This is a genomic window from Halobacillus litoralis (assembly GCF_020171725.1).
Taxonomy (GTDB): domain Bacteria; phylum Bacillota; class Bacilli; order Bacillales; family Halobacillaceae; genus Halobacillus; species Halobacillus litoralis_F.
Genome location: NZ_JAIVAJ010000003.1, coordinates 58,499 through 84,080 on the forward strand (window position 1 = coordinate 58,499; position 25,582 = coordinate 84,080).

General features: G+C 47.6%; 21 protein-coding genes. 18 read left to right on the top strand and 3 right to left on the bottom strand.

Annotation, left to right across the window (positions count from 1 at the left end; genetic code table 11):
* Positions 1 to 127: 127 nt before the first annotated feature.
* From LCM20_RS07730 to LCM20_RS07755, 6 genes are all read left to right on the top strand, one after another.
* Positions 128 to 1,699, top strand: a complete 1,572-nt coding sequence (locus LCM20_RS07730; protein ID WP_225194862.1) for a BCCT family transporter — start codon at positions 128 to 130, stop codon at positions 1,697 to 1,699.
* A 231-nt stretch (positions 1,700 to 1,930) separates the two neighbouring features.
* Entirely contained in the window at positions 1,931 to 2,707 is a 777-nt protein-coding gene (locus LCM20_RS07735) for a GGDEF domain-containing protein (RefSeq protein WP_225194863.1), read from the top strand.
* Positions 2,704 to 3,915, top strand: coding sequence for a glycosyltransferase family 2 protein (locus LCM20_RS07740; protein ID WP_225194864.1), 1,212 nt, complete (start codon positions 2,704 to 2,706; stop codon positions 3,913 to 3,915). Before LCM20_RS07735 ends, LCM20_RS07740 begins: the two co-directional genes overlap by 4 nt.
* Before the next feature lie 14 nt (positions 3,916 to 3,929).
* On the top strand, positions 3,930 to 4,910 hold the full coding sequence (locus LCM20_RS07745; protein ID WP_225194865.1) for a hypothetical protein: 981 nt from the start codon (positions 3,930 to 3,932) through the stop codon (positions 4,908 to 4,910).
* A 346-nt stretch (positions 4,911 to 5,256) separates the two neighbouring features.
* Positions 5,257 to 6,195 carry a glycine betaine ABC transporter substrate-binding protein gene (locus tag LCM20_RS07750; RefSeq protein ID WP_225194866.1) on the top strand — a complete coding sequence of 313 codons (939 nt, stop codon included), beginning with the start codon at positions 5,257 to 5,259 and terminating at the stop codon, positions 6,193 to 6,195.
* Positions 6,196 to 6,245: 50 nt separating this feature from the next.
* Positions 6,246 to 6,560 carry a hypothetical protein gene (locus tag LCM20_RS07755; protein ID WP_225194867.1) on the top strand — a complete coding sequence of 105 codons (315 nt, stop codon included), beginning with the start codon at positions 6,246 to 6,248 and terminating at the stop codon, positions 6,558 to 6,560.
* 69 nt (positions 6,561 to 6,629) lie between these two features.
* Here LCM20_RS07755 and LCM20_RS07760 read toward each other — a convergent pair.
* From LCM20_RS07760 to aceB, 3 genes are all read right to left on the bottom strand, one after another.
* A protein-coding gene (locus tag LCM20_RS07760; protein ID WP_225194868.1) for an IS3 family transposase occupies positions 6,630 to 7,789 on the bottom strand; the annotation gives its coding sequence in 2 pieces (ribosomal slippage) (positions 6,630 to 7,510 and positions 7,510 to 7,789; 1,161 coding nt in all).
* A 101-nt stretch (positions 7,790 to 7,890) separates the two neighbouring features.
* Entirely contained in the window at positions 7,891 to 9,186 is a 1,296-nt protein-coding gene (aceA, locus tag LCM20_RS07765; RefSeq protein ID WP_225194869.1) for an isocitrate lyase, read from the bottom strand.
* A gap of 13 nt (positions 9,187 to 9,199) precedes the next feature.
* Positions 9,200 to 10,792 (bottom strand): malate synthase A, encoded by a 1,593-nt coding sequence (gene aceB / locus LCM20_RS07770; protein WP_225194870.1) that lies wholly within the window; start codon positions 10,790 to 10,792, stop codon positions 9,200 to 9,202.
* Positions 10,793 to 11,262: 470 nt separating this feature from the next.
* On the opposite strand from aceB, the gene LCM20_RS07780 reads away from it, so the two are divergent.
* The 12 genes from LCM20_RS07780 to LCM20_RS07835 all read left to right on the top strand — a co-directional run bounded on the left by LCM20_RS07780 (position 11,263) and on the right by LCM20_RS07835 (position 25,418).
* A complete protein-coding gene (locus LCM20_RS07780; protein WP_225194871.1) occupies positions 11,263 to 12,486 on the top strand; it encodes a NupC/NupG family nucleoside CNT transporter in 1,224 nt (407 codons plus the stop codon).
* Between the two features lie 194 nt (positions 12,487 to 12,680).
* Positions 12,681 to 13,079: a hypothetical protein gene (locus LCM20_RS07785; RefSeq protein ID WP_225194872.1), complete on the top strand. Its 399-nt coding sequence runs from the start codon at positions 12,681 to 12,683 to the stop codon at positions 13,077 to 13,079.
* A gap of 141 nt (positions 13,080 to 13,220) precedes the next feature.
* Positions 13,221 to 14,660 (top strand): sodium:solute symporter family protein, encoded by a 1,440-nt coding sequence (locus LCM20_RS07790; RefSeq protein ID WP_225194873.1) that lies wholly within the window; start codon positions 13,221 to 13,223, stop codon positions 14,658 to 14,660.
* Positions 14,644 to 16,350 carry a sensor histidine kinase gene (locus tag LCM20_RS07795; protein WP_225194874.1) on the top strand — a complete coding sequence of 569 codons (1,707 nt, stop codon included), beginning with the start codon at positions 14,644 to 14,646 and terminating at the stop codon, positions 16,348 to 16,350. The genes LCM20_RS07790 and LCM20_RS07795 overlap by 17 nt, the downstream gene beginning before the upstream one ends.
* Positions 16,325 to 17,689, top strand: a complete 1,365-nt coding sequence (locus tag LCM20_RS07800) for a sigma-54-dependent transcriptional regulator (RefSeq protein ID WP_225194875.1) — start codon at positions 16,325 to 16,327, stop codon at positions 17,687 to 17,689. Before LCM20_RS07795 ends, LCM20_RS07800 begins: the two co-directional genes overlap by 26 nt.
* Positions 17,690 to 17,818: 129 nt before the next feature.
* Entirely contained in the window at positions 17,819 to 19,057 is a 1,239-nt protein-coding gene (locus LCM20_RS07805) for an NRAMP family divalent metal transporter (RefSeq protein ID WP_225194876.1), read from the top strand.
* Between the two features lie 11 nt (positions 19,058 to 19,068).
* Positions 19,069 to 19,800: a 5-oxoprolinase subunit PxpB gene (pxpB, locus tag LCM20_RS07810; protein ID WP_225194877.1), complete on the top strand. Its 732-nt coding sequence runs from the start codon at positions 19,069 to 19,071 to the stop codon at positions 19,798 to 19,800.
* Complete coding sequence (locus LCM20_RS07815) at positions 19,797 to 20,570, top strand: LamB/YcsF family protein (RefSeq protein ID WP_225194878.1); 774 nt, start codon at positions 19,797 to 19,799, stop codon at positions 20,568 to 20,570. The genes pxpB and LCM20_RS07815 overlap by 4 nt, the downstream gene beginning before the upstream one ends.
* Positions 20,563 to 21,513: a biotin-dependent carboxyltransferase family protein gene (locus LCM20_RS07820; RefSeq protein ID WP_225194879.1), complete on the top strand. Its 951-nt coding sequence runs from the start codon at positions 20,563 to 20,565 to the stop codon at positions 21,511 to 21,513. The genes LCM20_RS07815 and LCM20_RS07820 overlap by 8 nt, the downstream gene beginning before the upstream one ends.
* 615 nt (positions 21,514 to 22,128) lie before the next feature.
* Entirely contained in the window at positions 22,129 to 23,187 is a 1,059-nt protein-coding gene (locus LCM20_RS07825; RefSeq protein WP_225194880.1) for a bifunctional transcriptional activator/DNA repair enzyme AdaA, read from the top strand.
* 222 nt (positions 23,188 to 23,409) lie between these two features.
* Complete coding sequence (locus LCM20_RS07830; protein WP_225194881.1) at positions 23,410 to 23,715, top strand: putative quinol monooxygenase; 306 nt, start codon at positions 23,410 to 23,412, stop codon at positions 23,713 to 23,715.
* 512 nt (positions 23,716 to 24,227) lie between these two features.
* Positions 24,228 to 25,418: an MFS transporter gene (locus LCM20_RS07835; protein WP_225194882.1), complete on the top strand. Its 1,191-nt coding sequence runs from the start codon at positions 24,228 to 24,230 to the stop codon at positions 25,416 to 25,418.
* Positions 25,419 to 25,582 lie beyond the last annotated feature (164 nt).

Consider the following 25,582-nt stretch of genomic DNA (forward strand, 5'->3'; position numbering starts at 1 on the left):
GTGCCTGTCTTCTATCGAGGACAGGCACTTTTTTCGATTTCTTTTCAAATTCCGTTTTAATGCAGAAATTTTTCGGGAAGAGAAGTTTTTACATTACCATTTAATTGGGAAAAAGGGGAGATAGATGATGAATGGAAAGAATCTAATTGACTACAAGATCTTCATGCCATCGTTACTGATTGTCGTATTGATCAGTATTCCATTTGCGCTGTATGAAGCGCAGTCTCTGGAGATGTTGAATGCCATTTTTGACTACATAGTGGAGGTCTTCAGCTGGGGCTACTTATGGTATGGTGTGCTGCTTGTGGCTGCTGCGCTTTACTTATCTTTTTCTAAATATGGACAGGTTGTATTGGGAGATCCGAAGCAGAAGCCGAGGTTTACCTTGTTCGAATATGCCTCGATTCTCATTGCGATGGGGGTCGGATCGACGATCATGCGAACAGGGATGCTGCAGTGGACGTCTGTTGCGAATAACCCGCCTGCTGGTGTCGCCCCGGGGTCTGCGGAAGCTATTCTTTGGGGGAATTCCTACAGCATGTTCCTGTGGAGCTTCCAAGTGTTTGCGATCTTCGTGATGATTGCGCCTGCGATGGGGTATATCCTTCATGTGAAGAAACGGCCGTTGATGAGGATTTCAGAAGCGTGTCGTGTCTTATTCGGTGACCGTTTCACAGATGGATGGGGAGGACGAGTTCTTGATATGCTGTTTCTCGTCAGTATATTAGCGGGAGCGGCTGTTACGCTTGGTCTTGGAGCACCGATCATTACTCATAACCTATCGTACTTATTAGACATGGACGTGACCTTTACCATGACCATCATCGTGACCATTGTCTGGGTAGCGCTTTTCTCTCTGAGTGCTTACGTAGGGATCGAAAAAGGAATTAAACGGCTCAGTACGTGGAACATGTATTTAGCGGGGATTCTGGCTGTATTCATTTTAATTGCAGGACCGGGCGTGTTCATCTTGAATTACTTCACAGACAGCGTTTGGTTCTTACTATCGAACTACTTTAGCTTTTCATTAAATACAGATTCCGTCCATCAGGGTCAGGCATCCCATATCCAGAGCAATACGGTCTTCTGGTTTGCATATAGTGCGACGTGGGCGATGCTTCACAGTGTGTTTGCTGCTAAGATCTCGCGCGGGCGGACGATTAAAGAAATGATTCTCACGTACTTGCTCGCTCCGACGGCCATTTCCTGGTTGGCAACCGGTGTGCTCGGTGGACTTGGTGTCGACCGATACTTGGAAGGAGATTTATCGATTCTTCAACTTGTTGAGAACAACGAAAGGATGGCGGCCATTCCTGAAATACTCGGAACCCTTCCGTTCGGGAGCGTAGCCATCGTGATCTTTATCATCGTCGCGCTCATTTTTCTAACGACGACGCTCGATTCGACGACGTATACGGTCGCCGCCTATACGAGTACGAGGGATATGAGTAAATTCGAACCTCCTAAAACGCTGCGTGTCATCATTGCAGGAGTCATCACGGCTGTTGCGCTCATCTTGATGCGGATCGGGGGACTTCCACCGCTGGAGGTGATTTCCGGCTTGATGGGACTTCCGGTCATTGTACTGCAGTTCGTATTGATCTATGCTGCGAAGCGGATGATGGATAAAGACGAAGCATGGGTATACAATGTGAGAAAATCATCGTCTGAAAAAGAGCAAAACTACCATTCTGCTTGAGAAGTGACGTAGAGAATCTCTAGCTATAAAACCTTTCCCAATAGGCTTGGGAAGGGTTTTTTCTTTTTAAATTGGTACACAATTCCTCTAGATGAAAATAGAATAAGTAAGATAGATTAATTGTATACCTATGATCTGTGGTATGATGATGAAAACACCCATATATACCCTTGTGGGTATATATGGGTGTTTTGTCTGATTGTGGAAGTATTTTAGTGAGGTGGTTCTAAGATGGAGAAGCCGAAGTTAATTTATTTTCTGTTCCTGTTCCTTTCGATTTCTGTTCTAGCCTTGTTTTGGATGGACAATACGCCGTTCCGAATGGCTTATTTTGTACTGATTTTGATGACAGGCTTTTTGTTTGCTTTTATCAGGAATGCCATTGGTTTTGTGATTCTTATCTCTGAAATTATAGGTTTAGGATTCTATTTAACGTATGTTGCCTATGAGGATAACCTGGCAGCCCTTCAACAAATTCCAGTCGTGACGTACCACGTCTTATTTGTATTCTGTATCACACTTCTATGGATCATCTTTTATATTTTGAAGAAGGACAGAAAAAATTTCGAGAAGATGAGGGATGAATTGAAGTTGCTTCAAAGATATGACCCTCAAACAAAGATTCTGACAAGAAATGAATTTATGGAAAAAGCAAAAGTGGTTTGGACGGGGATGAAAAGGCGGAACGAGCAAGGGATCCTTCTTTTCGTATCGCTTACCGACGGGGCCAACCATACAGAGAAAGCTTTAAATAGAACCATTGCCAACCACTTGTGGAAGACCGTGAGAGGGAACTATGATCTGGTGGGAAGTTACAGCAGTGACACGTATATCGTATTGCTGCAAAATACAGATGAGTTCGGGAAATCCATAGTGATTGAACGATTTGAAGGGGATTTATCTGAGGAGATTAATCTTTCAGATAAACCTTACACGATCTTCGAGCATAAACTGAGTGACGAATTCTTTGAACTTGAGCTGGAAGAGAATAGAGGGGAAGCGCTATGACATATCTGTTAGTCGGCATTATGATTTTCTTTTGGGTCATGCTTTTTTTCTACTCTGTACTAACCATTGCCGGGGTGCTGGACCGGACCCGGAAGCCGGTGGAAGAAATTGATTTCTACCCTGCGGTAGACGTTCTGATTCCCGCTCACAATGAAGGGAAAGTCATCAGGAACACACTTGAAGCAATGGCCGACTTAAACTATCCCGGGAAATTAAATATTTATTTGTTGAACGACAACTCCCGTGATGAGACAGCGGAGATTGCGGGGGAATTCGATCGTATCTATCATCATATTCATCATATCCAAGTACCGCCCGGTGAACCGAAAGGGAAGTCGAGGGTCTTGAATTATGGCCTGTCGATCACAGAAAGTCCATACTTCGTCATATTTGATGCGGACAATCAGCCGGAGCCTGATGCTGTGAAATTGTTGGTCCATAAAGCGGAGACGACGAACAAGGCGGCGGGGGCTGTTGGATACGTAAAGACCTTGAACATGAACAAAAACTGGCTGACTCGGATGATTGGAATGGAGTTTCAAGTTCATCAACTGATGATGCAGAGTGGACGATGGTTTTTGTTCCGGGTGGGTTCGCTGACGGGAACGAATATGCTGCTCAGCCGCGACATCATCGAGGAAATGGGAGGATACGACCCTTACGCCTTAGCGGAGGATGCGGAGTTAACGATGAGAATATCGTCAAAAGGGTATGTACTACCGATTGTCGCAGACGCGAGAACATGGGAACAGGAGCCGGAAACGATTCGGACATTAGTGAAGCAGCGTACGAGATGGTTCCAGGGGAATATCTATCTTTTAGAGAAGTCATTATTCAATAAAGAAGCGTGGAAAGACAGGACCCTGTTCCATACGCTTCATCATATATCTGTTTATCTTTTCTTCGTGATTTTACTATCGATCTCTCATATTTGGTTTATCATGGGCATTTTCGGACTCAACACGGAATTCGTCCATACCCCGCTCATTCTATTTTGGTATATGAGTTACATTGTGTACACGATTCAACACGCCAGTGCGATGGTATTCTCCAATACCGTCAGTGTCTACAACAGCTTTATATCCGTCATCATGTATTTTACCTACTCACAAGTTTTCCTCATTCTGTTGATCCGGAGCCTGTTCTCGTATGTCCGAAACCGAATTAAAGGCAAGCATATCGAGTGGGACAAAACGATTAGGTTCTAAAAAGGGTGTTCGATATGAAGCAGATTGTCATCATTCTATTAGCTGGGTTTCTTATTGGAGGAATCGTGTTGGTGATTATGAAGGATACACCATCTTCAGAGACGTTTATCCACGATCACTTTATGACGGACGATGGAAGCATTCGTACGTATATTCAGGAGGAGACGTTTTTAACAGAAAGCATCGGGCTTTACATGCAGTACCTTCTCTTAACCGATCAGGAAGAGGGCTTTCATAGACAGGCGCAGATTGTTGAAGAGATTTCAGACGCAGGCTACTTGAGCTGGAGAAGGGAAGACGCCCATTCCAATGCTTCCGTTGACGATATGAGAATAATGAAATCGTTGTATGAAGCGTCGATCAAATGGGAAATCAGTTCATACGAGGTGCTGGCAGGAGAGATTCAGCAGTTTATTGAAGACCATCAGGTTCAAGCTGATTTGATTGTAGACTTCTACGATCGTGCATCGGATCAAGCTTCTAATGAGCTGCATGTGTCTTATATAGATGGAGAGGCGCTTCGATTCTTTGATAAGCCTGTGATCGACGCCCACCACAGCTTGCTATCAAGTGTGAGTGAGGAACCCTTCTTCCCAGAAGTGTATGCTGTAGACGAAAGGCGTTTTCGTTACCAGCAGGAAGTGAATATGATCGACCAGGCGCTCATTGCTTATCACTCCAATCAACTAGGAGTCGAGACAGAGGCGTTTTATCAGTTTGTAGAGAGTGAGGTTCAAGCGCGTGGAAAGGTCTATGGACGGTATGACCGGGACACGATGGAGTCTCTGGTCACGTATGAATCCCCCGCAGTGTACGCTTTGTTAACACTCGCTTATCTAGAGAAGGAAGATGTTTCGTCTGCGGACATCTTCTATAGAAAGATGAAGGGTCTGCAGAGTGATGATGGTGGGTACAAGATGACGGAAAACAATGCGCATTTCTTTGATAATATTTTACCATTACTTGCTGAGGAATCTTTTCGAAAGGTGAAGTGATGGTGCTTGAAAAGGCTGCTCTGATGAGCAGCCTTGTATAATTTTAGCTACCTTTTAATTTTCAGAATGTAGAGTTCATGATTTTGGAGGGATTCGGATGATGAAGGAGGAATCTTGGGAGACTGATGCATCTGATTCGTTTAATATAAACTGAATATACTATATGAATAATTTTAACTGTATTTGATTGTTGTGACGTAGGTGAGGAGAACGATATACTGTAAAAGTCCTATTGAGGCATCGTGACAAAGAATACCGGTATTTATTTCTTGAATGGTCAAAGAACATAAGCATGCTAACTCGAAAGTACTTATTGATTAAAATGATTGAAGGAGCGTTTTTGTACATGTTGAATACAAAGTTGAAGAAGTTCGGAGCGATTGCAGGTTTGTCCTTATCTCTTGCTGTGGCTGGATGTGGTCAAGAAGAGCCAGAGGAAACAACGAGCACGGATAACAGTGGTAACAACCAAACGGAAGAATCGGTAAACGTTGGGGAAGAACTTGAATACACAATTACAGGAATCGAGCCAGGTGCCGGAATCACTCAAGCGACGGAAAATGCGCTTGAAGAGTATGAAAACCTTGAAGGATGGAATCAAGAGACTGCTTCTACAGCAGCGATGCTGACGGCTCTTGGTGAAGCGATCGATAATGAAGAACCTGTCATTGTCGCAGGCTGGTCTCCTCACTATATGTTTGCTCAGTACGATTTGAAATATCTAGAGGATCCTAATGAAGTATATGGTGGCGTAGAAATAATCAAGACCATTACGCGTACAGGTCTGCAGGAAGAAATGCCGGAAGCTTATACCGTTCTGGATCGTTTCCACTGGGAAGCGGCAGATATGGAGCAAGTCATGTTAGATGCGCAGGAAATGGAGTTTGAAGAAGCGGCTCAAAAATGGATCGACAACAACCAGGACAAAGTAACGGAATGGACAGACGGAGTCGGTTCTGTTGACGGCACGTCCATCGAGCTTGTTCAAACGCCTTGGGATACAGAGCGTTCTTCAGGACACGTTGCAAAAGTAGTGCTTGAGCAGATCGGATACGATGTTGAACTGACCAACGTTTCTCCTTCTGTTGCATTCAAAGCCATTGCACAAGGGGATGGCGATGCTTCTCTAGCTCCATGGATGCCGGCCACGCACGGTGACTTTTATGAGAAGTATGAAGGGGAATTTGAAGATCTAGGTGAGAACTTGAAAGGTGCTAAAATCGGCCTTGTTGTTCCTTCTTATATGGAGATCGATTCAATTGAGGATCTGAAAGCGAAAGAATAATGAGATAATAGGATGAACACTCCCGCCTCTGAGGATGGGAGTGTTTTTTTGTGAAAAAATCCAAGCCGAATGTGAAACCGAGGCTGTTCACGGTCTATCTTCAGCAGGTCATTCAACTGCTGATCCTACTGATCCACCTTGGAATCCTTGGGGTTTTCATCGGTGGAAGTCGTGTTGTTGCCATGGACATCGAAAGGGAGGTTCAGAAGAAGTTCTCGTTATCAAGTGAGTGGGCGGGTTTAGTGGGGGTTGATTATGGAATGATCCTCCATTACCCGTGGGTGATCCTTGTGCCTCTTCTTGCCTTTACGACAGTGATTGCGGCTTTGAAATTGATTTTGGCGGGGCTTCGATCTTCTTCATGAAGTACCCGAATGAAAGAGCCCTGACTCTGAATGTGGAGTGACACAGTCAAATAAGACTAAATAAAACACCTATGCTGCCAGAACTCTGAATTCAATTGGAGTCTGGCAGTTTAATTTAGAAAAAGGTCGACAATAATTATAGTAATACATGTACGATTCTACCTTTTCTCGTACTGTATGATTGGTGAGTTTCCCTCGACACAGAGGGCTGAATTCCTCCGACTTCAAAGAAGAGTGGAAGGATTCAATCACGGCATTATCAAAGCAGTTTCCTCGTCTGGACATGCTTGTGATAATGCCTCTTTTTTCAGCTTCTGCCTGATACTCATACGATGTGTACTGAGATCCTTGGTCACTGTGAAGGATGCATTCATACACATCACGCCCTTCACATGCTCTCTTTAGTGTATCTAACACGAGAGATTTATCTTGCTTATCACTAATCGTATAAGCTAACACTTCGTTATTGTACAGGTCCATAATCGTTGATAAATATAACATCTTCTCACCATAAGGAAGATAGGTAATATCTGTAACCCATTTCTCATTGGGCTTAGAAGCGTTGAATTGACGGTCTAAATAGTTAGGGACAACCACTTTACTTTCGCCAGCTATATAGTTTTGTCTTTTCGGCTTAACCTGACACTGCAGGTTGAATTTCTGCATAATTTTTTGGACTGTATTTCGATTGACTTTGATTTGGTGTTCCTTACGCAGTAGATCGCGGACCATACGGTGACCGATGCGAAATTTCAAATTCTCACAGATGTCTATTATTTTCTTCTCTAACTCCGATGGCCCCCATGACTTTCCCCGCCAACGATAATATGTCGCTTTGGCGATACCAAAACATTTACACATAGCCTTTACCGTGTACTTGTGCTTAAACGATTCTACAATTTGGATGAATACTTCCGGGACCACTTCCTTTCGATTTCCTGATACTTTGCCAATAGTTCTTCTCGCATTTCATAATAAGCAACCTTTTTCTTCAATGAGGTTACTTCATTCTCATCTTCAGGCCCCAAACCATAAGAATATTGTTTACCTACTGGTTGAGCGAAACGGTGGCTTTCACCATTCCTATACCATTTCATCCAAGTTTTAATTTGAGACTTGTTCTTAATTCCGAACATATCCATCAACTCTTGATTCGTATGATTTCCCTCTAACTTTAATTGAACCACTTTCTTTTTTATTTCTTCTGGATAGTTTGTTTTTTTACCCATAAGAAAAACACCTCCATGTGTAAGTAGTATTACAACTTTGAAGGTGTTTTATTAAGTCTCATTTTAATAGGTCACTCTAATGGAAGAGTCAGGGCTTTTCGTTATGGTGTATGAATCGTATCTTCTGTAAACTGGTCCGCTTCTGTCGATCCTTTCAAGGCCGTAGTCGAAGACGTGCCGCCTGAAATGATTTGTGCGACTTCATCAAAGTAGCCTGTGCCGACCTCACGCTGGTGACGTGTTGCGGAATATCCGTATCGTTCACTCGCAAATTCTGCCTGTTGGAGCTCAGAGTAGGCTTCCATTCCCCGCTCTTTGTACTGTCTCGAAAGTTCGAACATGCTGTGGTTGAGCGCGTGGAATCCGGCAAGCGTTACGAATTGGAATTTGTACCCCATCTTGCTTAACTCCTGCTGGAAGTGGGCGATGGTTTCATCGTCCAGTTTCTTCTTCCAGTTGAAGGACGGGGAGCAGTTGTAGGCAAGGAGTTTGCCTGGATACTGTTCATGAATGGCTTCTGCGAACTGGCGGGCTTCCTCAAGGTTCGGCTCTGAGGTTTCACACCAGACGAGGTCGGCGTAAGGAGCGTAAGAAAGACCTCGGGCAATCGCCTGATCGAGACCAGCGCGCGTCTTATAGAAGCCTTCCGCAGTTCGTTCACCTGTCAGGAACGAGGCATCCGCCGGGTCGATGTCGCTCGTGATCAAGTCTGCTGCGTTGGCGTCGGTCCGCGCAATGATGATGGTCGACACGCCCATGACGTCCGCAGCGAAGCGGGCAGAGATCAAGTTCCGTACCGCTGTCTGTGTCGGAAGCAATACTTTCCCGCCAAGGTGGCCGCATTTTTTTTCAGAGGAAAGTTGGTCTTCAAAGTGAACGGCGGATGCGCCTGCTTCGATCATGCCTTTCATAAGCTCGAACACGTTCAGCTGCCCACCAAAGCCTGCTTCAGCATCGGCGACGATCGGGGCGAACCAATCGATGTCGTGTTTCCCTTCCATATGGTGGATCTGATCAGCTCGCTGAAGCGCTTGGTTGATGCGTTTCACGACTTGCGGAACGCTGTTTGCCGGGTATAGGCTCTGATCGGGATACATATGCCCGGACAGGTTCGCATCCGCTGCTACTTGCCAGCCGCTCAGGTAGATGGCTTTCAAACCGGCTTTCACTTGCTGCATCGCCTGGTTCCCTGTGAGGGCACCAAGGGCGTGCACATAGTTCTCTTCATGAAGCAGGCGCCATAGTTTCTCGGATCCTTTTTGCGCTAAGGTGTATTCGATATCCATCGATCCTCGCAGTTTGATGACCTCTTCTGCGTCGTAAGGGCGTGTCACCGCACCCCAGCGGTTTTCATTCTTCCATGCGTCTTCCAGCTTCTTGATCCGTTCGTTTGTCATTTCCGTTTCCCCCTTAAGATAAATGCCCATATGCTTTTATGGTTAGAAATTCGGCGAAATCATCATCACGGATGAACGTGTCGAACATCGCTTCCGCTTCCTGGTAGCGGCCGTTTTGAAAAGCGTCTGCTCCGACTTCCTGCTGAATGGCGATCATTTCTTCCTGCTTCCACTGGTCAAACAAATCAAAGGTCACCTTGCGTCCATCGTTCAGGACCCCTTTAGGGTGACGGATCCACTGCCACAGCTGGGCGCGTGAAATCTCGGCGGTCGCTGCGTCTTCCATCAGATTGTGGATCGGAGCGGCGCCTCTTCCTGCGAGCCATGAAGCCATGTACTGAATGCCGACGTTGATGTTTGTACGGACGCCCTGTTCGGTGATGACGCCTTCCGGGACTTCCAACAATTCTTTTTCTGTGATTTGGAAGTCGTTGCGCAGGCGATTGATTTGGTTCGGTGTGGGCATATGCTTGTCAAATACCTCCATCGCGGTACGAACCATGGCCGGGTGGGCGACCCATGTCCCGTCGTGGCCATCCTTCACCTCACGAAGCTTATCGTTTTGTACTTTTTCGAAGGCTTCGTGATTGCGGGCTTCGTCGTGTTTGACGGGGATCTGTGCGGCCATTCCGCCGATCGCCGGTGCTCCACGTTTGTGACACGTCTGAATCGTAAGTAGAGAGTAGGCTCTCATAAACGGGACCGTCATCGTCACTTCCGAACGGTCCGGTAGAATGACGCTCGGGTCTTCGCGGAACTTCTTCAAATAGCTGAAGATGTAGTCCCAGCGTCCGCAGTTCAAGCCGGCCGAGTGATCCTTCAGTTCGTAGAGAATCTCATCCATCTCGAATGCCGCGAGTATCGTCTCGAGTAATACGGTCGCCTTGATTGTGCCGGTCGGAACACCCAGCGTTTCTTGAGCAAAAAGGAAGACGTCGTTCCAAAGCCGTGCTTCTTGATGATTCTCAAGCTTCGGCAGATAGAAGTAGGGTCCGGATCCTTTTTCCAAGAGCTGCTTGGCATTATGGAAGAAATACAGTCCGAAATCGACGAGGCTCCCTGAAGCGGGTTCGCCGTTTAGAGTCAGGTGCTTTTCTTCTAAGTGCCAGCCACGCGGGCGGACCATCAATGTGGCGGTCTCTTCCTTTAATTCATAGGTTCTGCCTTTGTCATTCTGGAAGCTGATTGTGCCGCGGTTTGCATCTCTCAAGTTGATTTGCCCTTGAATGGTGTTCGCCCATGTCGGAGCGTTCGCGTCTTCGAAATCGGCCATAAATACTTTGGCGCCGGAGTTCAAGCCGTTGATGACCATCTTCCTGTCGACGGGCCCTGTGATTTCCACTCGACGGTCCTGCAGGTCGTGTGGCAGGGGAGCGATTCTCCAATCGGACTGTCGGATCTGTTCGGTTTCTTTTAAAAAGGAAGGTTTCGAACCTTTGTTGATCTCATCCTGGATCGTTTCCCGGCGCGCCAGTAATTCGATTCTCCTCGGGTTGAAGCGTTGGTGAAGTTGTTCTAGAAAAGCCAGAGCTTCGGGGGTCAAAATATCGGCAAAGGCAGGAGGGGTGTCTCCTGCCACAAGCCAGTTACTCGTCTTCGTTTCCATGTATCCGCCACCTTTTGTTGTATAATATAAGATTAATTTAACTACTGATATATAACAGTTGTCACAAAAAATTATTCGTCTTTCTTAGAAAGACAGCGATCACACTCCATCATGTATGTGTACACCTGAGATGTTTCTTCTTTCCCACATTGCGGACAGGAAACAGTGGACGAAATGGTGGATGGTTTCATCGGGTTCAGCACCTCCTTTAATATAACAGTTGTTACTTTTGTTATCTGTTATGGTACAGTTTACGATGACCAACACAGAATTGCAACTACTTTTTTGAAAATTTTATCCATTTCGGAGAGGGGGGCGCGTCAGAACCCTTGGTGCTGCGGTTTTGTCATCGGTTACATTTTTTAAAAAAGGCAGAAGCCTATGAAAAAAAGTGTTGAAAACGATGGGGGACGGTGATAGATTATTACTTTATGAATTTGAGACATCGCAAGAGAAAGAGGGGAAACACCTTGGGGAATATCCTTTGGGGAATAGGTGGTATGATGGTGGTCCTTCTGATCGCCTTCAGCCTATCGAATAACCGGAAATCCATTCAATATAGAACCATCCTAGGCGGACTCGCGATTCAGGTGACGTTCGCTTTTATCGTTTTTGCAACAAAATGGGGGCAGTCTGTTCTCTCGTTCATGTCGGACCTGGTCAATCAGTTGATGGGCTACACGTCAGAAGGGATCAGCTTCCTTTATGGACCTTTGATTACACTCATCGACCAGGCGGACCTAGGGATGATGTTCGCCTTTCAAGTCCTCCCGACCATTATCTTTTTCAGCTCGCTGATTGCTGTCTTATATCACCTCGGCATCATGCAGCTCTTCATCATGTGGATCGGTGGATTCTTATCGAAGGTATTGGGAACGAGTAAGGCGGAGAGTGTGAATGCAGCAGGAAATATCTTCGTCGGTCAGACCGAAGCCCCCTTGTTGATCCGCCCGTTCATTCAGAAAATGACGACGTCGGAGTTGTTTGCTGTCATGACCGGAGGATTCACCTCTATTGCAGGGTCGACGCTTGTCGGCTACACCTTACTCGGAATTAATGCGGAGTACCTGATCGCTGCGTCGTTTATGGCGGCTCCTGCGGCTCTTGTCATGGCGAAGCTTTTTGTTCCGGAAGTGGAGGAAGTCGCAGCGCAGGATGATGTGCATCCGGAGGACAATGATACAGCGAATGTGTTCGACGCAGCAGCGAACGGCGCAACGACAGGGCTGAAGCTCGCGGTCAACATTGCGGCCATTCTGCTTTCATTCATCGCTTTGCTCGCGCTGTTGAATGGACTTTTTGCTTTTGCAGGAAGCTGGTTCGGAGTGGACCTGTCGCTTGAGCAACTGCTCGGCTACCTGCTTGCACCGCTCGCGTTTGTTGTCGGAGTACCGTTCGATGAAGCGGTTCGTTCTGCTGGATTTATCGGACAGAAGCTCGTCTCAAACGAATTCGTCGCGTTCTCCAGTTTAGGGGACGTGCAGGGTGAGCTCAGTAAGAAAGCGGAGATTGTCACAACCTTTGCCCTTACTGGTTTCGGAAGTTTGTCCGGGATCGGCATCCAGCTCGGAGCTATTGGTGGACTTGCGCCGGATCGTCGTAAAGACATCGCTCATCTAGGTCTGCGTGCCGTTGCGGCGGCGACGCTTGCGAACCTGTTGTCTGCGAGTATTGCAGGGATGTTCTTGGTGTAAGTGTTTGTTCGATGAGGGACTTCTTTCAAATGTAGGGGTCCTTCTATCATTTGAAGTCGACCTTCTTTCGAATGACGGTAATCTTCTTTCAAACAGATACCAACTTCTATCAAAACGATGTGATGTTCTTTCGTTTAGTGGGGACAGACACCTTTTTACTATATGCTAGGATAGAATAAGAAGGGGGTGAACGTATGGGAGAGTTGTTTATTGCTATGGCTGTAATGGGAGTAGTGCTTTTCATTTTGTACAAGTTGAAGATACTCAAATTCAACTCGGTTACGGGATATTATAAGAAATCTAGTAAAGGCGTTTCGGCAACTTATAAGAAGTTGAACGGGTTCGAACAGTTCAGTTTTCTGTTGAAGAAAGAGCAATCGTATGACTTGCACTATGACTTGGAGATCGAGGCGGGCGTGATGAAGTTGATCATGAGAGATAAAGGGAAGCGTGTCATTTTTGAGAAAGAGATGGATTCGGACTTAGAAGACGTGTTTACGTTCACAACCGTGAAGCGACTACATCGAGTAGAAATCGAAGGGGAACAGGCAAAAGGTAAATGTAACTTTCATTTTAAAGAAAGAACAACATAGGAAGTCTTCGATAGTGGAAGGCACAAGAGGGCGTACCTTACAGAGGTATGTCTTTTTTAGTCGGTATTTCCGGAAAATATGGGAGGGCGGCGTTCCTGTCCCCACGGACTGATTTGGTTGAAGCGTTGGTGATTGTATATAATGAATGCTAGACAACGTTTTCGTGAAGGCGGCGTAGAGGGGACGGTTTATATGGATGAGTTGCTTTATTTAGGTGTTTTTCTCTTATATACGATTGCGATTCTTATCCTCGGGAAGCACGGGTTCGATAAGACGGATGATTTATCGGAGTATTTCCTTGCCGGCCGGGGATTAGGGCTGTTTTCGAGTGTGACGTCCTTTTGTGCGACGTGGTTCAGTGCGGCATCGATTCTTGGATTGCCCGGGTTGATTTATGATGGTGGAGTGTCCGTCATTTGGACGACGGCGGTCGCCTGGGTCCTCGGAATGGCAGGGTTGTTTGTCATCTCATCAAAGCTCTACGCTTATGACGTCATGACCGTCCCGGAATTTTTCCGGGTCCGGTATGACTCGAAGGTTCTTCAAGTGTGGATCGGGGTTGTGCTTGTCTTCAGCTATTTGCTTTACGTGGTGATCCAGATCCGCGGGTTCGGGATTGTCATCAGTCAGATGCTCGGCGTCCCTTACTCCGTCAGTGTTTGTCTGATTTATATATTCGTACTGTACACGACATTCGGTGGACTGCATTCCGTCGCACGGACCGATGCATTTCACTTCTTCCTGATTCTGATCGGCACGATGCTTGGGGCTTTTCTGATTGTAGAGGCATCAGGAGAAATTCCCCTTGAGGCGATTCAAACAGAGAGCCGTTCGAGTTCTGAGGGGTTGTCGATCTGGTTGTTCATCAGCGCCTTTTTCACGCTTGGACTCGGAGTGGCGGCGAACCCGCAGTACGCGGTCCGGATCTTGTCTGCCAAGTCTAGAAGGACAGCCAGGAATATGATGCTCTTCAGTCTCGTGTTCATTGTGATCATCTATGTCAGTATTTTAATCATCGGACTCGGTTCGAGAGCGTTGGACGGAGGACTTGTCTTCCTTACGACAGACGAAGTCTACCCTTATGTCATCACGTATTTACTGGATACACCGTGGAAGGGCGTTCTTCTGATCAGTATTGTAGCGGCCTGTGTTTCAACCGCGAATTCGCAGCTCCTTCTCATGGCTGGAAGCTCGATTTATGATATTTCGCTGCCGTTGAGGAAAACAAAGCTGCCGAATGACCGTGTGGTGACGTGGACAAGGTGGATGGTGTTTCTTTTTGCAACTTCTTCCTTAGTCATCGCCTTCACACCGCCTGAAGGCATCGTCCCGTTCAGTGGACATATATGGGGGATGATTACCGTGTCGTTGTTCTTCCCTTTATATGGCGGCCTTTTTACAAAAGTACCGAAACCGAACGCGCTTCGATCGACCTTCGGAGGAGTAGCCGCCTACATCGTGGCGTTTTGGCTGATACCAGCTACATGGCAGGACGTGTACCATCCGGTTCTGCCTTCGTTGCTGATTGCGGGCTTATTGTTCTTCTGGACAGGAGGGAAGCGGCATGCGTCATTCCATTGAACGAAAAATTCTAGTTCCATTCTTGATCATTGTGCTCCTGCCGAGTCTGGTGACCGGAGCGGTGTCGCTTTGGTCGAGCTATCAGTCTGAGAAGGAATTGAAGGTGACGACTGTGGAGGAGAAGCTCGACAGCGTGCACCGTTATGCGACCCTTCTCCGCAACCGGGTGGACGAGGGCGAAATCGCGGAGCAGGATGCGCGGTCTATGATGAGAGAGTTGATTCAAGATACGGAGGGGCTTTACGCACAGAATGATGTAGGCGTCATTTACAAAAATGATCGTATGTTACTGCCGAACCAGGTGGCTTCCCTTTTGTCAGAGGAGGCTGGTTTTCTAGAGGAGCGGCTGGTGCTGAGCGAAGCACTCCCTGAGTGGGGATGGACGTTGTATCACCCTGTCGAGCTGTCCTTCTACTCTGGTTCGCTGTTGAATATTCAGAAATATACGCTGCTTGTCGCGATTTTCACCGGCGTCATTGCGGTTCAGTTCACCATTCTGTTCTCCCATCACCTTTCGAAGCCGATCAAGGACCTGGCTTCGTTCTGTAAGCGGATTGCCAAAGGGGAAGCGAAAGCAGAACTCCGTATCGGATCACGGCGAAAAGATGAAATCGGCGTGCTTGCGACGTCCCTTCAGGAAATGGTGCATAACCTTGATGAACAGAAGCAGCAAATCGATCGGATCAAACAGCAGAATGAACGGATTTTAAACAGTGTCCATGTCGGCATCCTGCTGATAAGGAAGCATACAGAGCCTTTATCGAATGTAGCCGCAGAAGAGATGTTGAAACGTGACCAGACGCTGCAACGAAAGTTAGAGGCACTGATCGAGAGGCGGTCCAGGCATAGAACGGAAGAAATCATGATGACACATGTAGATCATGAGAAAGTGTACTATGCCGTCAGCTACCAACGTATGGGGGCTGATTCCGATTTAGCGATCATGACGTTCGAAGACATTACGCAGCGGCGCAAGTTGGAGCAGCGGGTCGAGCGGATGTCGAGACTGGCCTCGCTTGGAGAAATGGCGTCTGGTATTGCTCATGAGATCCGCAACCCTCTTGCAGGAATCAAATCGACGACGGAGCTTTTGTTAAGAAGGTTGAAACTATCCGAGCAGGAAGTCAAATTGACGGAGAACATGCTGATCGACATCGAGCGTGTAAACAAAACGATTACGACGACACTGGACTTTTCGCGTCCGGTCGAGTCGAAGCCGGTGAATGTGAAAGTAGACGAAAGCATCCAGTCTGTGCTGCTATTGTTGAGAACGATGGCAAAAGAAAAGCAGGTGACGTTCAAACATTGTGTGCATCAGTTTGATGTGTGGGTCGATCGCGATCAACTGCGGCAGATCCTCTTAAATGTCGTGATGAACGGACTGAACGCAATGCCTGACGGAGGCGAGCTCACCATGAACAGCCGGGCTACCGACCATGACGTGATTCTGACGATTTCAGATACAGGCATTGGGATGGATGAAGATACAGTGGAAAGAATATTCGATCCCTTTTTCACAACACGTGCTGAAGGAACAGGACTTGGCCTTTCGATTGTCCACCAGTTAGTGGTTCAGAATAAGGGCGATATCGAAGTGGTCAGTACTTCAGGAAGAGGGACGACGTTTGAAATCAGCTTTCAGAGAGCAGAAGGAGGGAGCAGCTATGGCGGTGAAAGTCGCAATCATTGATGATGAGACGACGCTTCGGTTTACGCTGGAGATGTTTTTGGAAGACGAAGGCTATGAAGTGGAGACTGCTTCGTCGTTGAAGGAAGGATGGGAGCTGATCAACGCCTTTCAGCCCCACATCACCCTTCTTGATATCCGCCTTCCGGACGGGAACGGGCTGGATTCTTTAGTGGAATGGAAGGCGCACCATCCAGACATGGCTGTCATGATGCTGACGGCTTACGGGGATGCCAAGACGGCCGTTCGAGCGATGAAGGACGGGGCGTTTGACTACTTGACGAAGCCGTTTGAGCTTGAGGAATTGAAGCTTGCCCTCGAGAAATGGATGAAACAGCACGACCTTGAACGAGAGGTGGAGCGTTACAGGGAGGAAGAGCGGAGAACCCACCCTGTCCGGATGATCGGGGAAAGCGTCCCCATGAAGGAACTGCGGGAGAAGATCTCGCTGATTTCAGAGAGTGGAAGCACGACCGTTCTCGTGCGCGGAGAGACCGGGACGGGGAAAGAGCTTGTTGCACGGAGTATCCATCAGCAAGGCAGCCGTCGTGAAGGACCGTTCGTAGCCGTCAACTGTGCGAGTATTCCGGAGGACTTGATCGAAGTCGAGCTGTTCGGGCGTATGAAGGCCGACCAGGAGACGAAGGTCGGATTAATGGAATGGGCAGATGGCGGTACGCTGTTCCTGGATGAAGTCGGCGATTTATCGCTGGACCTGCAAGTGAAGCTGCTCCGCTTTCTCGAGGATAAAAAAATCAAGCGCGTCGGCAGCGTTCATGATGTCGACGTCGATGTCCGGGTCATCGCCGCAACGAACCGTCATTTAGAAACGATGATCCAGGAGAAGCTGTTCCGTTCTGACCTTTACTATCGCCTGAACGTTGTGCCGGTTCAGTTGGCGCCGTTACGAGACAGGGGTAGAGACGTCATCATGCTTGCCGAACACTTCCTGAGCGAATTCTGCCAGCAGATGAGTAAAGCTGTCCCCGTCCTGAAGGATGACGCCAAATCGCTCTTATTATCTTACGGATGGCCGGGAAATGTCAGGGAGCTGAAGAATTCGATCGAGAGAGTCGCGATTTTACATCAGGAGAAGGCGCTCTCTGCCAAGCATTTGGACTTCCTGCAGCCTGCCGACGTCTCGACACATCAATCGGATGTTGCTGGAGAGGTTCGCTTTTCGGAACAGTTTTCCTTGGAAGACTACTTAGAACAGATCGAGAAGGAATATATTGAACGCGCCATCAAAGAGTCGAAGTGGAACATTACGAAGGCCGGCAAGCAGTTGGGCATCAGCCGCTATGCCTTGCAGAGGCGCATTGATAAATACGACATCACCTAAATGCTACCATGTGCGAAACCGCCCGATTCGGGCGGTTTTTTGTGCGGAAACTTCTAATAATTTCAGAAAATTTAGTGATATCGTGGAAGTAAGAGGTAGAACGTATGAAAAATTATAGGAGGAATGAGTATGGGATTAAGAAAAGAACAAGTGCCTCACACGTTGGAAGATGGCGGTCAGAAGACGAAGAGTAAGTGGAGCGTCATATTAGGTGCGGCCTTTCTTATGGGATCCTCAGCCATTGGACCTGGGTTCTTAACACAGACGGCTGTATTCACTGAACAGCTGTTGGCAAGCTTCGGATTTGTCATTCTCATGTCGATCATATTGGATATCGGTGTACAGGCGAACATTTGGCGGATCATAGCGGTCTCGAAGAAGAGAGGACAGGATATCGCCAATATGGTTCTTCCGGGTCTTGGTTATTTCCTTGCTTTTGCTGTAGCGCTCGGTGGACTGGCCTTTAACATCGGAAACGTCGGGGGCGCCGGTCTAGGGATGAACGTCCTGTTCGGAATCGATCCTCGAGTTGGAGCGGCCATTACAGGTGCGATCACAATCGGTGTCTTCTTATCGAAGGAAGCAGGCGTTGCGATGGATAAGATCGCCCGTGTGCTCGGAGGCGCCATGATTCTCCTTACACTTTATGTAGCCTTCCAGAGTAACCCGCCCGTCGGGGATGCCATTACACACACATTTGCCCCGACGACTATTGATATCTTTGCGATTATCACGCTTGTCGGAGGTACAGTCGGAGGATACATCACCTTTGCCGGAGGGCACCGTTTATTAGATGCGGGCATTTCCGGGAAGGAAAATCTACATCAAGTGACGAAAAGTTCTATATCAGGGATTCTGATTGCATCCGTTATGCGTATTTTCCTTTTCCTCGCTGTGCTTGGAGTCGTTGTGACTGGATTCACACTGGATCCGTCGAACCCGCCGGCTTCTGTTTTCCAAGAGGCAGCTGGAATGGTCGGATATAAGATGTTCGGAATCGTCCTATGGGCAGCAGGGATTACGTCGGTGATCGGAGCGGCTTATACGTCCGTTTCCTTCTTGAAGACGTTGTCCAATAAAGTAGCGAGAAATGAGAAAGCCTTCACACTCGGCTTCATTGTCGTCTCGACGATCGTCTTCACGTTCATTGGTAAACCCGTCCTGCTTCTGATTTTAGCCGGTGCATTCAACGGATTGATCCTGCCTGTCGCATTAGGAACGATTTTAGTCGGTGCACACAAGAAATCCATCGTCGGGGATTACAAACACCCGCTGTGGTTAACGATTTTCGGTGGAATTGTCTTTCTCTTAACGGCTTACCTTGCTGTTATGACCTTGATTGATAAAGTTCCACAGTTGTTTGGCTAGGAGGCGAATAAATGAAAGTATCATATGCACCGCTCGGAGATACAGGGATGCAGGTCGTCTTTGGTACCGAAATCTCCAAAGAGACCAATCAAATGATCAGACGCATGACCGATCATTTGAAGACTCATCCAATTGAAGGCGTTACGGAGTGGGTACCCGCTTATACAACGCTGACTCTCTACTATAACCCGAGCGTAATCACGTATCGCGCATTACAAGATTCGTTACAGCGCATCTTTCAAAACGTTCAAGAACAAAGGGAAGCAGCTTCTGCTTCTCTTGTTTACATCCTTCCGACGTATTACGGAGGGGAGGACCTATCCTTTGTAGCGGAGAAGAATGGACTGACGGAAGAAGAGGTCGTCCGGATCCATTCGAGTGAAGACTATCTCATCTATATGATGGGCTTTGTACCAGGCTTCCCTTACTTAGGTGGGATGTCGGATCAGATTGCCACACCACGGCGTGACGATCCGCGCCCCGAGATTGCGCCAGGTTCTGTCGGAATCGCCGGCAGTCAGACGGGCGTGTACCCGTTGACCTCACCAGGAGGCTGGCAGTTGATCGGCCGTACACCGGTAAAGCTGTACGACCCTGATCAAGAAGAACCGATTTTGCTGGAATCTGGACATTACATTCGGTTTGAGCCTGTCAGTAAGGATGAATATGACCGAATCGAGCAGGAAATCGAACGGGGCGAGTACACCGTTCAGACGGAAAAAAAGGAGGAGGTTATGCCATGACATCCGTTGACTTAAACAGTGATTTAGGCGAAAGCTTCGGTGCTTATACCATCGGAAACGATGAACAGGTGCTGGCCTTTATCTCATCTGCGAACATTGCATGTGGTTTTCACGCGGGCGACCATAACGTCATGATGAAGACGGTGAAAGACGCCGCTGAAAAAGGGGTCAGCATCGGGGCGCACCCGGGTTACCCGGACCTTGCTGGATTCGGGCGTCGCGCAATGGCGGTATCCCCGGAAGAGGTCTTCAATCTCATCACCTATCAGATTGGAGCGATCAAAGCAGCCGCCGCAGCACAAGGAACGACCGTTCACCACGTGAAGCCGCATGGCGCGCTTTACAACACGGCCGCTAAAGACAGCCATGTTGCAGAAGCGATTGCGGATGCTGTGAAAGCTGTTGATTCAGAGCTTGTGCTTTACGGGTTAGCCGGAAGTGAACTGGTGAAGGCCGGAGAGAAAGCCGGACTGAAGGTTGCGCAGGAAGTCTTCGCTGACCGGACGTACCAGCAGGACGGATCGCTTACACCGAGAACTGAAGCAAACGCCATGATTCACGATGCGGACGTTGCCGTGGACCGGGTGATTCGTATGATTCAAGATCAGAAGGTAGAGGCTGTCGATGGTCATGACATCACGATACAAGCCGATACAATCTGTGTACACGGAGACGAGCCGGAAGCTCTCCAATTCGTTCAAAAACTGCGAGAACGCATCCAGCAGGAAGGGATTCGGATCGAGCGGGTAGGAGCGAATGAACATGTCTAATCCGATTTTTCAAATTGAGAAACCAGGCCTCCTTACCACGCTTCAGGATGAAGGAAGGCATGGGTATCAGCAATATGGCATCGTCGCTTCCGGAGCGATGGATCCGTATGCACTGAAGATCGCCAATTTCCTTGTCGGAAACAAAGGCGGTGAAGCGGCGCTTGAGGTCACCGTGATGGGACCGGAATTGAAGGTACTCTCTGATTCGGTCATCGCCATCTGCGGTGCCAACCTTTCCCCCCGTTTGAACGGACACTCTGTATCGATGTGGAAAAGTTTTGCGGTGAAAGAAGGGGATCTGCTTGAATTCGGCCAGCCGATTGAAGGAGCGAGAGCCTATATCAGCGTCGCTGGAGGCTATGATGTCCCGGTTGTAATGGGAAGCAAATCCACGTATTTGAAAGCCGGAATGGGAGGCTTTGAAGGACGTTCGCTTGAGAAGGGGGACGTTTTATCGAAGGTTGGAAATGCGAGTGGCGTAAAGGGGCGGGCAATCCGACCGGACGAGACCCCTACCTACGAACGGGAGATGGACATCCGCGTCGTTCCCGGTCCTCACCTCGATGCCTTTTCTGAAGAAGCTCTTCGTACGTTTCTTTCATCCACGTACGAGGTGACCCCTCAATCCGACCGTATGGGATACAGGCTGAAAGGACCGAAGCTCGAGCACCGGTCTTCAGCAGATATCGTTTCTGAAGCCATTCCACTCGGCGGGATTCAAGTCCCGGCAAACGGCCAGCCGATTTTGCTGATGGCAGACCGCCAGACGACAGGCGGATATACGAGGATTGCCACCGTCATTTCAAGTGATATCCCGTATCTTGCACAGGCGATGCCTGGATGCAAACTCCGCTTCCGTGAAGTGACGGTTGAGGAAGCGCAGGAGGTCTATCGTGAGAAGGATCGTTTTCTCCGAACGTTGGAACGTGTAGCCGTCCATTAATAAAAAGCTTGAAGCTGAATCCTTTATGGAAACAGTTTCAAGCTTTTTTACTATTATCACTACATTCATAAATTCTAATAGTAGGTTATTTACACCCAACACCCATCAGAGCGAAACTGTATTCCTTTAATTATTATATTTGTACACCAAAAAATGGAATTAGAAAAAGGACAGAAAGCAGTGCATAAACAGGGGAGAAAGTCTCGACAAGAAAAAATGGGACAGCGATCGGGGCGTAAGAGGGTGGGCTAGTCCTGATAAAAGATAAATGGGACAGCGAGCAGTCTGTCAGCAGAGGAGGTAGTCCTAATAAAAGATAAATGGGACAGCGAGCAGTCTGTCAGCAGAGGAGGTAGTCCTAATAAAAGATAAATGGGACAGCGAGCGTGCTGTCAGCAGAGGAGGTAGTCCTAATAAAGGATAAATGGGATAGTGAGCCTTCTGAAAGCAGAGAAGGTAGTCCCAATAAGAAAGAAATGAGACAGTAAGCCGGTCGGTTAATCAATTGTGAGGGAGGAAAAAGGGCTTATGTAAAAATCAATGCCTGAATTTCGGCTGCATAGACTTTGGACTGATCTATAATGAAAGAAGAGATCGTTCAGAGGAGGAGCTGTGATGACAGATCAGAAGAGTAGGGAATATTACCAAGCTTTATTAGAGAAGGACACAGAATACGAAGGGGTTTTCTTTGTCGGGGTCAAAACGACCGGCGTATTCTGCCGGCCTACTTGTCCTGCGAGAAAACCTAAGCTTCAAAACTGCGAGTTTTTCGCGACAGCAGAACAAGCTCTGCTCGCTTCGTTCAGACCTTGCAAAAGGTGTCAGCCCCTTTCTCATCCGAGTCATGTTTCGGAGTCCGTCCAGCAGCTTGTCGAGATGGTGGAACAAAATCCTGAAAAACGCTGGAGAGAAAGAGACTTTGAGGCATTGGACTTGGATGCATCGACAGCGAGACGTCAGTTCAAGAAGCGTTTTGGGATGACTTTTATCGAATATGCGCGTGCACGAAGGATGGGCCTGGCAATGAAGGAAATTAGAAAAGGCAAGCCGGTCATTGAAGCTCAGCTGTCTACAGGCTATGAATCCAGCAGCGGTTTCCGCGATGCCTTTTCTAAAATTATGGGCTCTCCTCCAAGCTTGGGGGAAGAGGGCAAGGTCCTCTCAGCAGCCTGGCTCGATACGAAGCTTGGCCCGATGGTTGCCATCGCGGACGAACAGGACTTGTATTTGCTGGAGTTCGTGGACCGTCGAGGGCTTGAAGGAGAGGTCGAGCGGCTGAGGAAAAAGACAAAGGCAGCGATCATCCCTGGTAAGACGGATCCGATTGATTCCATTGAGGAAGAGTTAGATCAATATTTCAAAGGAGAATTGACGTGTTTCCAGACTCCAGTGAAGTTGCTGGGAACTCCTTTTCAAATGGAGGTTTGGGAGGCGTTGTGTACGATTCCGTTTGGCGACACATGGTCTTATGCCGAGCTTGCGGCATCGATTGGGAAGCCCTCCGGTTACAGGGCGGTTGCGCGGGCGAATGGAGCCAATCAGCTGGCCCTTATGATTCCATGTCACCGTATCATTAACTCGAATGGTGAGCTGGGTGGCTATGGTGGCGGGCTGCCTCGTAAGGAATGGTTGATTCAACATGAACAAAGGTCAGGGATCTCCCTTGGAGTGTAAAAAAAGGGAGGTTCCTGACCTTTTATTGTAGGTGAGATTTGTTATAACGTGTATTGCCCTGTCCTTGCCATAAAGTCTGTATATGTAAGGTCATCCTCCTGACTAAATTATTATTTTGATTTGAAGAAGGAGGAAAGGCACTCCTCTTCCTTGAATCAATCAAAGAGACATTTTCAGAGGAAGTAGGCATTGCTATAAATTGTATAACGAGGAGTGGTGATCATGAAATATGGTCTTTACGGCAAATTAGTGGCAGCTGAAGGGAAACGAACTCAGCTAGCGGAAATCATGACAAACGTTGCATCTTTCATGAACGAAGTAGAAGGTTGTGAATTGTATATTGTGAACCAAACTGATGAGGAACCGGATGCGATTTGCGTATTTGAAGTATGGAAAGATGCGGAAGCACACCAAAGTTCCTTGAGTCTGGAAACCACGCGGAATCTAATTGCTCAGGCGAAGCCGATTTTAGAGGATGTTCAGCGGATTCATACATTGGAGACGGTAGCTGGGAAGGGAATCAATTGAGTAGGCACCTGCAAAGTATGGTATGATGTGAAAAGATCTTATACGTAAAGGAGGGAAGGTCATGCATACGTTCACATTAGGCATCAAAATCGAGACTCAGCATCTCTTATTCATGATGTCTATTTTTGGAATTTCAGCTGTCCTTGGGACAAGTCTGTCCTTTTTTAGCTGAAATTTCATAAATGTGAACCGAAGTATGATTTCCTGAACTAGAATGAGTATGGCCACAGGGGAATGATCTCCTGTGGCTTTTTTTATTCTAGGAAACTAAAATTTGAGCTATATGGATAACGCATGCCGGATCAGTGACGTCCGGCTCCAGCGCCCAGCTCCTCGCGACATAAGCAATCCACCCTGCGAAAGGAAAGTCCGCCTTCCTACGGGCGTTTTGCTTGGGCCTGCGGATGCAGGTCAGTTCGACGTTGCAACAGGACGTTGCGTACTTAGTCGAACTTCCACTGCTAGGAGGGCGCTTACGCCTTTGCTCCGTATAAGAGAGGACGAATTTTTTCATGTTTAAGACAAAACGCAACATCTATATGCTATATCTTTATATCTTTCTCGCCCAGTTATTTTTTGACCGGGCGCTATGGGTCATTTACCTTGGCGACAAAGGAATGACGTTTGGTGAAATCGGGCTGATCGAGGCGCTTCTTCACCTGGCGATTGTCCTGTTTGAAGTACCGACAGGAATGATTGCAGACTTGTACGGTAGAAAAGTAAGTCTTGTCATCGGAAATGTGTTCAGCCTTCTATACGGGCTGTTCATGCTGATCAGCGGTACGTTTTCAATGTTTACGCTTGCCTTTCTATCAATGGGATTGATGGTGACGTTCCATTCCGGCGCAGAACAAGCCTTTGCGTACGATACGTTGAAAAAGGAAGGCCGCGAGAAGGAGTACACGAAGGTCATTGGAAGTATGACGGCACTCGCCTTGTTATCGCTCAGTCTGGCTAAGTTCCTAGGAGGATTCATGGCAGAGGTGAGCTGGGAGCTTGTGTACGGATCGACCATTTTCACTCATGTCCTGGCTCTTGTTCCTCTATTCTTTTTGAAAGAACCTGAACGGGAAAAGACAGCGGACATCGGTGGTCGCTGGTATCATCAGTGGGTCCATCAATTCAAATCGGGGCTTGCTGTTTGGAAGAAGAATCCGGTTATTCATACGCCTGTCATCTTGTTTATTCTGGCAGGGGCGGTGATGGTCATCATCGTTTTCTATGGACAGGAGTACTTTATTCAACTCGGCTACTCGTCTATTGTGGTCGGAGCGGTATTTACGGTAGAAGGGCTGCTTGGAGTAGTCATGGCGAAAGTGGCTTATAAAGTTGAGAAGCGCTTTGCTTTCTTCAACATCCTCTATTATGGACTGGGATTATTCTTTGTGTTTTTCCTGTTGTTCATTTTTGCGACGGACTGGGCAATCATTCTATCGTTCTTATTCCTGGCACAGCTATTGAGCCTGTTTGAACCGATTTTCAGCTCATTCGTGCAGAATCGTTTGGAGAGCTCGGTTCGATCGACGTTCTTTTCGTTGATTGGATTGATGGAGAGCTTTCTGATCATGAGTAGTTTCCCGTTGTTCGGCTTCGCGGTTGAACGAATCGGGTTTACGGACGGGTTTGTTGGATTGTGGGTCGTCTTTGTAGTTGTGGCTGGAGGTTATCTGCTGCTGCAGAGGATGATGAGAGTGAATAGGTGATAATGATCAAGGAATATGAAAACTCTTGAATAGAAAAGCAGGTTCTCATTTGAATGGGGCCTGTTTTTTTATATACGACAAAAACGGTACTGAGAGAGGGTTTTTTACAAGAAACTGAAATTTAAAATTTAAATTGTCTTGAAATTCAGAAAAATATCATTTAC

Excerpts from the sequence above, each read along its gene's own strand:
- pxpB (WP_225194877.1), top strand. The coding sequence starts at position 19,069 with ATGAAAGTATCATATGCACCGCTCGGAGATACAGGGATGCAGGTCGTC.
- LCM20_RS07745 (WP_225194865.1), top strand. The coding sequence starts at position 3,930 with ATGAAGCAGATTGTCATCATTCTATTAGCTGGGTTTCTTATTGGAGGA.
- LCM20_RS07805 (WP_225194876.1), top strand. The coding sequence starts at position 17,819 with ATGGGATTAAGAAAAGAACAAGTGCCTCACACGTTGGAAGATGGCGGT.
- aceB (WP_225194870.1), bottom strand. The coding sequence starts at position 10,792 with ATGGAAACGAAGACGAGTAACTGGCTTGTGGCAGGAGACACCCCTCCT.
- LCM20_RS07795 (WP_225194874.1), top strand. The coding sequence starts at position 14,644 with ATGCGTCATTCCATTGAACGAAAAATTCTAGTTCCATTCTTGATCATT.
- LCM20_RS07740 (WP_225194864.1), top strand. The coding sequence starts at position 2,704 with ATGACATATCTGTTAGTCGGCATTATGATTTTCTTTTGGGTCATGCTT.
- LCM20_RS07730 (WP_225194862.1), top strand. The coding sequence starts at position 128 with ATGAATGGAAAGAATCTAATTGACTACAAGATCTTCATGCCATCGTTA.
- LCM20_RS07785 (WP_225194872.1), top strand. The coding sequence starts at position 12,681 with ATGGGAGAGTTGTTTATTGCTATGGCTGTAATGGGAGTAGTGCTTTTC.
- LCM20_RS07825 (WP_225194880.1), top strand. The coding sequence starts at position 22,129 with ATGACAGATCAGAAGAGTAGGGAATATTACCAAGCTTTATTAGAGAAG.
- LCM20_RS07815 (WP_225194878.1), top strand. The coding sequence starts at position 19,797 with ATGACATCCGTTGACTTAAACAGTGATTTAGGCGAAAGCTTCGGTGCT.
- LCM20_RS07835 (WP_225194882.1), top strand. The coding sequence starts at position 24,228 with ATGTTTAAGACAAAACGCAACATCTATATGCTATATCTTTATATCTTT.
- LCM20_RS07800 (WP_225194875.1), top strand. The coding sequence starts at position 16,325 with ATGGCGGTGAAAGTCGCAATCATTGATGATGAGACGACGCTTCGGTTT.
- LCM20_RS07830 (WP_225194881.1), top strand. The coding sequence starts at position 23,410 with ATGAAATATGGTCTTTACGGCAAATTAGTGGCAGCTGAAGGGAAACGA.
- aceA (WP_225194869.1), bottom strand. The coding sequence starts at position 9,186 with ATGACAAACGAACGGATCAAGAAGCTGGAAGACGCATGGAAGAATGAA.
- LCM20_RS07750 (WP_225194866.1), top strand. The coding sequence starts at position 5,257 with ATGTTGAATACAAAGTTGAAGAAGTTCGGAGCGATTGCAGGTTTGTCC.
- LCM20_RS07735 (WP_225194863.1), top strand. The coding sequence starts at position 1,931 with ATGGAGAAGCCGAAGTTAATTTATTTTCTGTTCCTGTTCCTTTCGATT.
- LCM20_RS07790 (WP_225194873.1), top strand. The coding sequence starts at position 13,221 with ATGAATGCTAGACAACGTTTTCGTGAAGGCGGCGTAGAGGGGACGGTT.
- LCM20_RS07820 (WP_225194879.1), top strand. The coding sequence starts at position 20,563 with ATGTCTAATCCGATTTTTCAAATTGAGAAACCAGGCCTCCTTACCACG.